Source organism: Actinocorallia libanotica (assembly GCF_039525175.1).
Taxonomy (GTDB): Bacteria; Actinomycetota; Actinomycetes; order Streptosporangiales; family Streptosporangiaceae; genus Actinocorallia; species Actinocorallia libanotica.
In genome coordinates this window covers 1-6,625 of sequence record NZ_BAAAHH010000086.1, presented here as the reverse complement: position 1 = coordinate 6,625, position 6,625 = coordinate 1, and the positions used below count along the sequence as shown (strand labels likewise).

General features: G+C 73.8%; 4 protein-coding genes. 1 reads left to right on the top strand and 3 read right to left on the bottom strand.

Annotated elements, in window-relative coordinates:
• From ABD140_RS39505 to ABD140_RS39495, 3 genes are all read right to left on the bottom strand, one after another.
• Positions 1-1,941 (bottom strand): type IV secretion system protein (locus tag ABD140_RS39505; RefSeq protein ID WP_344248133.1); only part of this gene is annotated, 1,941 nt, incomplete at its 3' end.
• A complete protein-coding gene (locus tag ABD140_RS39500; protein ID WP_344248131.1) occupies positions 1,938-4,388 on the bottom strand; it encodes an ATP-binding protein in 2,451 nt (816 codons plus the stop codon). The genes ABD140_RS39505 and ABD140_RS39500, both read right to left, overlap by 4 nt.
• The gene (locus tag ABD140_RS39495) at positions 4,385-5,284 is read right to left on the bottom strand and encodes a MinD/ParA family ATP-binding protein (protein ID WP_344248129.1); all 900 of its coding nucleotides are present in this window, start codon (positions 5,282-5,284) and stop codon (positions 4,385-4,387) included. Before ABD140_RS39495 ends, ABD140_RS39500 begins: the two co-directional genes overlap by 4 nt.
• Between ABD140_RS39495 and ABD140_RS39490 the strand changes: the two genes are divergently transcribed.
• Complete coding sequence (locus tag ABD140_RS39490; RefSeq protein WP_344248127.1) at positions 5,271-5,609, top strand: hypothetical protein; 339 nt, start codon at positions 5,271-5,273, stop codon at positions 5,607-5,609. The genes ABD140_RS39495 and ABD140_RS39490 overlap by 14 nt on opposite strands.
• Positions 5,610-6,625: the final 1,016 nt, after the last annotated feature.

The following is a 6,625-nucleotide window of genomic DNA, read 5'->3' as shown; positions in this document are numbered from 1 at the left end:
GCCGTGCGGCGGCGGGCAGCGGGTGCGGGTGACGGCCCGGTGGGGGTGGCCGGCCGCCGGTGCGGGCTTCGTACCGCCGGAGCCCTTGCGGGCCAGGGGCCGGGGGCCGGACGCGGGACGGCCCCCGGCGCCCGCCGAGGTGCGGCCGCGGCCCGTCGAGGCGGAGCCTCCCCCGCCGGAGCCCGCAGAGCCTCCGGAGCCCGCGGCCACCCCGCCGTTCCTGCGGTTGGGCAGGTTCAGCGGGGGCGCGGTGTCGGCGGCCCGGGAGGAGCCCGCCGACTCGCCCGCGCGGGCCTTGGTGCCCAGCGAGCCCGTGGTGGTGGCCTTGGCGGAGGGGTCGTCGGAGCCGACGGCCGACAGGGCGGGCACGCCGTCCTCCCGGCGGACCAGGCGGGACAGCCCGGTGCCCGGGACCGCCGCCTGCGCGACGCCGAGGGTGTTCTTGCGCATCGTCGCGATGGACTTCTCCAGCTCGCTCTCCGAGCGGGCGCGCGAGACCGCGGAGTAGCCCACGGAGGCGAACAGGTGCTGGAACGGCTTGCGGTAGATGAACGCCGCGCCCGTCACCAGCGCGATGAGCATGATCTGCAGGCCCCAGGGCAGGCCCTCGCCGAGGATCACCCCGTAGGCCCACAGCAGCAGGGCGAGCACGCCGATCAGCGCCGCCTGTTTGAGCAGCATCGACAGCAGGAGCTCCAGCCATCTGACCGCGATCACCCGGCCGATCCCCGGGTGGATGCCGATGCCCAGGAAGATCGGGCCGGCCACCAGCAGCAGCAGGAACGCGATCTTCACGATGATCAGGGTGACCGAGATGACCAGGATGAGCAGGCCGGCGACCAGCGCGGCGAACAGCGCGCCGAACGCGACGGCCAGCCGCGAGGTCCACTGCTTGCCCTGGAAGAGCGGGTAGACGCTCGGGTGGTCGGCCTTGATGCTCTTGGCGACCTGCTGGTAGGCGTCGGCCTTGGCGCCCATGTCGGCCTTCTCCGCGCCGTACGTCTCGGGGAGGTCGACGGCCTGGGCGTACAGCAGCCGGTCGGCGTGCTCCTTGACGATCTTCGCCTCGGGGTCGGTGGTGCCGAACTCGCCCATCAGCCACGGCTTGCACACCAGCGCCACCCACAGGCCGTTGGCGTTGCGGGTCGCGGCGTCCAGCTCGGAGTCGTCCAGCGTCGGCTTGCCCTCGGGCGCGGGGATGCACGTCGTGCCCCCGCCGCTCTGCGGCAGCGCCGCGTTGAACGCCGCGCTGGTGGCGTTGGAGACCGTGGTGCCCAGCGTGGTGAAGTCGCCGGGCCGGGCGATCAGCCAGATGAGGCCGACCATCGCCGCGACCATCCAGATGGTGCCCTCGGCGACCTTGGAGGTGCGCTTGCGGACCAGGCCCCACCAGGCCAGGGTGATCGCGCCGAGGATGACGACCGGCGTCCAGTAGCGGGCGTTGAACGTCTCGCCGATGCCGGTGATGACCTCGTCGACGGTCTCCTTCAGCCAGCCCAGCAGCGACTCCGACGCCGCCGCCTGGTAGACGCTGATCGTCGTGCGGTCGATGGCGCGCACCAGGGTGAACAGGGTGTTGGAGACCGAGTTGCCGATCATGGCCATGGCGTCGCCGCAGCCCATGTCGACGGCGTACCAGGTCTGGCCCGCGGTGCCGTAGCGGTCGTAGTAGGTGAGCTGGTCGGCGGCGGTGTTCTGCAGCTCCCGGCTCGGGTGGTCCGGCGGCTTGATCATGCCGTCGGTGCCCGAGCCGTACGCCTCGGGGGCGGGGGCCGCGGCGGGCGCGCAGGCGTCGTTGGGGTTGGTGCTCCACGGCGGGTCCGGCGCCGCCGCGGCGGCGGGCGTCATGAGCAGGAACACCGCCATGCACAGGAGCAGCACGACCGATCGTCGGCGTCCCGCTCCGCGGCGGACACGGCCGACGGCACGTCGGAGTCTCATCCGGCGCTCTCCTCTGAGTCAGCCCCCGTCTTGGACAGAACCGGCTTCTGGCGCGTCGGGTTGGTGTCGAGCCAGCGCAGGAGCTCCTCGGAGACGAGGTCCACGCCGATCCGGCCCGCCCGGCCGTCCAGATCCCGGAAGATGCACTCGCCGTTGCCGAGGTTGCGCAGCACGCCCTTGTGCTCCTCCGAGGACTCGACGCCGAGCAACGACATCACGTTGCCGACCTCCCCCCGCTCGCTGGAGCGGAAGGAGAACACCGACGAGAGGCAGTTCGTCACCTGCTCATTCAACAGGTCTCCCGCATTTTGCGAAACCAAGATCAACGCAGTGTTGCGGGAGCGGCCCATCCGCGATACTTCCGGCACCAGTTTGGCGCCTTCGGGTGTCGAAGTGATGGCCCACGCCTCGTCCAGGAAGATGGCCTTGGGCAGCCTGCGGTCCAGCCCGTGCATGAGGCGGCGCGCGAACTGCGAGACCAGGTACATCAGCGCCACCGACAGGCGCTGCTCGTAGGAGTAGTCCTCGCGGCCCACCGCCACGTCCGGCAGGGTCAGGCCGCCCAGGGTGAAGACGGTCGTCCAGCCCTCGGTGTCGATGCGCTCGCCGCCGTAGGGGTCGAAGCACAGCGACGCCAGCCGCATCTCCGACATCGAGCGCAGCACCGCGCCGAGGTTCTTGGAGGCGGCGTCCTCGGCCGCCTCCAGGTGGTCCACGACCTTGCCCAGCGACGGGCGGTCGCCGTTGGCGACGGCGCCGACCGCCTGGATCATCGCCGACTCGCGCTCCTCCGACATGCGCGGCAGCAGCAGCCGCAGCGTCTCGGTGGCCATCGTCTTCTTGACCGCGAGGTCGTCGTCGAAGCCGAACGGGTCGAGCAGGCCCGGCGCCGCCGAACCGAGCGGCAGGATGCGGGCGCGGCGTCCGCGGGCCTTCAGCAACTCCACGAGCGCCTCTGCATCACCTTTGGGATCGATCGCCGCGATCGTAACCCCGCGCAACGCCATCTGGTAGATGAGCAGAAGGGCCAGAGTCGTCTTACCGCCGCCGGGCTCGCCGGTGATCGCGACGGCCGTCGGGCGGTTGCGCGCGGCGGCGACCAGCGGGTCGAAGTGCACGATGCTGCGCGCCCGGCCCAGCGTCTCGCCGATGTAGGGGCCGGTCCAGCCGCCGCCCGTGTCGTCCCTGCGGTCGCCGAGGTCGACGGTGGCCACCGGCATGCCGCCCGCGATCGTGCGCAGGGGCTGGCGCTGGGCGTAGGCGTTCAGGCGCAGGCGGTCGCCCGGCAGGGACTCGCTGAACAGGGAGAACTGGTCGCCGGTGGAGTTGACGACGTCGATGCCGATGTCGCGGTAGTGCTCGACGACGGCGTCGACGCGCTGGACGAGCAGCTCCTCGGTGTGCGCCGTGACGATGAGGCGGTGCCAGCCGTAGACGAACGGGAGGCGCTCCTTGGTGATGCCGTGCTCCAGCATCCGCGCCGCGTCGATCTGCTCGGCCAGCGCGATCGGCGCCTCGGCGCCCGCCTCGCGGATGTGGGCGTCCATGTCCCGGGCGTGCGCGAGCTTGCGGGAGACGTCCTTGGAGGCCAGCGCGGGCGGGATGAGCCGCATCCGCGAGCTGATCTCGACGGGGAAGGACAGCGAGTCGGAGTAGTGCAGCCACGGCTCGCCGTCGGGGAACGGCATCAGGTCGGGGAAGCGCGCGAACGACAGGTACGCGGTGTAGGACTCGCCGCCGGGCTGCTCCATGCGCAGGTTGGAGCGGCCGTTGTGGATGGCGCCCTCGATCAGCGCCTCGATCTCCCCGGCGCCCCAGCGGCGCTTGGCGACCGCCGACGGCGGCGGGTCGGCGAGCGCGCCCGTCACCGCGTGCTGGAACAGCCAGGCGACCTCCACGGACGTGGCGTGGCGGGCGCGCAGGGCGCCGCCGGACAGGGCGCGGCCGAGGCGTTCGGCCTGCTCCGTCCAGCGCTTGATCTCCCGCTCGTCGATCGCGTCGTCCTCCAGGCCGAGGGTGCGCTCGGACCTGCGGTAGAAGCCCAGCAGCGTGCCGAGCGAGCCCTGCAGCTGCACGCCGCGCCGGCCGAGCCGGACGCCGAGGTAGACCTCCTTGGACCAGAAGTCCTTCGCCCAGACGTGGGAGTACATCTCCTCCAGGTACGCGCGCCAGCCGGGGCCGTTGTCGCTGGTGCGGTCCAGCGCCAGCGCCCAGTCCGCCGCCGGGTACGTGCGGTGCGCGATGCGCAGGTGGACCTCGGCGTCCTGCATGCGGATCGCCGCCAGCGCGATGGTGAGGTTGGTGGCGAGCGCCTCGCGCTCCTCGGCGGTGGTGAACTCGTAGCTGAACGTCGGCAGCCGGAAGTACGCCCATGCCGCGTGCTCGCCGAGCAGGATGCGGTCGTCGAAGTACCGGACGGCCAGCCGACTCGTCTTCGTCCGACTCACTGCGTGCGCTCCTGGTGGTAGGGGGACGGGTCCTGGTATCTCTCGGGCAGGACCGAGAAGCCGCCCGCGACGACCGCGCTCAGGGCCAGGTAGGCCCGTCGCGTCGGCGGCCGCAGGGCCTTGAGCTCGTTGCGGGGCGACCGGTCGAGGCTGAGGTGGTCGTCCCAGGGGATGCGGACCAGCGCGCGGCACTGGCCGCGCGCCACCTGCTCGGCGTGCTCCACGTCGCTGTGGCTGCGGCGGCTCACCCCGTTGATGACGGTGACGGCCCGCTGCCGCAGGTCGTGGTAGCCGTGGCTGTCGAGCCACTCGAACGTCATCGCCACCGCGCGCGGGGCGTCCGAGCTGGCCGGGGCGACGAGCACGATCTGGTCGGCGTGCGGCAGCACCCGGCTGACGACGCTCGCGGCGGCGTCCAGCAGGGTGACGCTGTAGAAGCGGTCGAGGGTGCGGATCGCCTGCGCGTAGTCGCGGTCGTCCAGCGCGTGCAGCGGGGTCTTGCCGGCGGCGACCACGTCCAGGCCCGACCTGGCGCGGCTGGTGTAGCGCCGGATGCCCGACAGGCTGCCGATGTGCTCGGCGTTGGCGATGAGCGACGTGAGCGTCTCGTGCGTGTCGATCTTGGTGCGGCGGGCGAGCGCGCCGTGCCCGGGGTTGACGTCGAGCGCGACGGTCGGCTCCCCGCAGAACTGCGCGAAGGTGTGGCCCATCATCAGCGTGGTGACGGTCTGCCCGGCACCGCCGGTGCAGCCGAGCACCACGATGTGGCGGGTGCCCTGGAACGGCCGCTGGAGCCGCTCGATGTAGTCCTGGTCGACGGGGTTGCCGCGGCTGAGCAGCCTGCGCAGGCCGCCCGGCTCCTCCACCGGCTGGTCCGGCGGCGTGATCGCCTGCACCCGCTCCACCGGCGGCGTCCGCAGCGGCATCGGCCGCGGCCACATCGGCGACGCCGGCCCCGACCGCCCCTCGCGCGGCGGCGGCGGAAGCTCGTCGCGCCGCTGCGGCGGCGGAGGCACGATCCGCGGCGGCTCCGGCTTCACCGGCTCCCCGCGCACCGGCTCCGGCAGGCGCTCCCGGTTCGGCGCCCCCGGCCACACCGACCGCTCCGGCGCCCTGCCGAACCCCTGCTCCCCTTCCACCGCGCTGATCCGCGGCCGCTCCCGCCGCCCGAAACTCCCCGGAGGCACCCCCGGCCCCCCTTCAGCCCCCACGACCGGCTGAGGCCCGCTCCGCGACCCCTCAGCCTCCTCCCGCGGCGCGAACGGCCTGTTCGGCACACCCGGCCGAGCCCCCCTCGCCCCGGGCGCCGCCCCTTCCACCGACTCCCGCCCGAACGCCGCGGGCAGCTCCTCCCGGCGAGTCTCCTCCTCCTGCGAAGCCGCCACCCCGCGCCCAGGCACCTGCGGCACACCCCGCGGCCCCTCCTGCACCGGGACCTGCGAACTCCTCTGCCGCTCTTCAGCCGCCGCAGGCCGCTGCGAAGCGACCCGCCGATCCTCCTGCACGGGCCCCTGCGAACCTCTCTGCCGCTCTTCGGACACCACAGGCCGCTGCGGGGCGACCTGCCGGTCCTCGGACACCACAGGACGCTGCGGAGCGACCTGCCGGTCCTCCCGCACAGGCCCCTGCGGCGCTTCCTGCCGCTCCTCGGACGCCGCAGGACGCTGCGAGGCGACCTGCCGGTCCTCCCGCGCCGGAACCTGCGGCACCTCCTGCCGCCCCTCGGACACCACAGGACGCTGCGGAGCGACCTGCCGGTCCTCCTGCGCGGGCCCCTGCGAGCCTCTCTGCCGCTCCTCGGACGCCGCAGGACGCTGCGGGGCCGCCCGGCGGTCCTCCTGCGCGGGTACACGCGGAGCTTCCTGTCGGCCTTCGGATGCCGCAGGGGTCTGCGGCACAGGCCGCGGGCCTTCCTGGGACGGGGGCCGGGGGCTTGTCCGCTGGTCCTCGGATGCTGCGGGCTGCTGGGGCGCCGGACGCCGGCCCTCCGGGGCGGGGGCCTGCGGGGGCCTCTGCCGGTCCTCAGGCGTCATGGAGCGCTGGGGGGCGGGCTGCGGGCCCTCGTGGGCAGGGGGCCGCGGGCCGCTGGGGCGGCCTTCGGGCGTCGCGGGTCGTTGCGCGGCGGGGGGCCGGGGGCCCTGGACGGGGAGGCGGGGGCCGCGCTGCGCGTCCTCGGGCGCCGCGGGGGGCCGGGGCGCGGGCGGGTGGGCCGGGGGCCGGTGGGCCGCGGCGGGCAG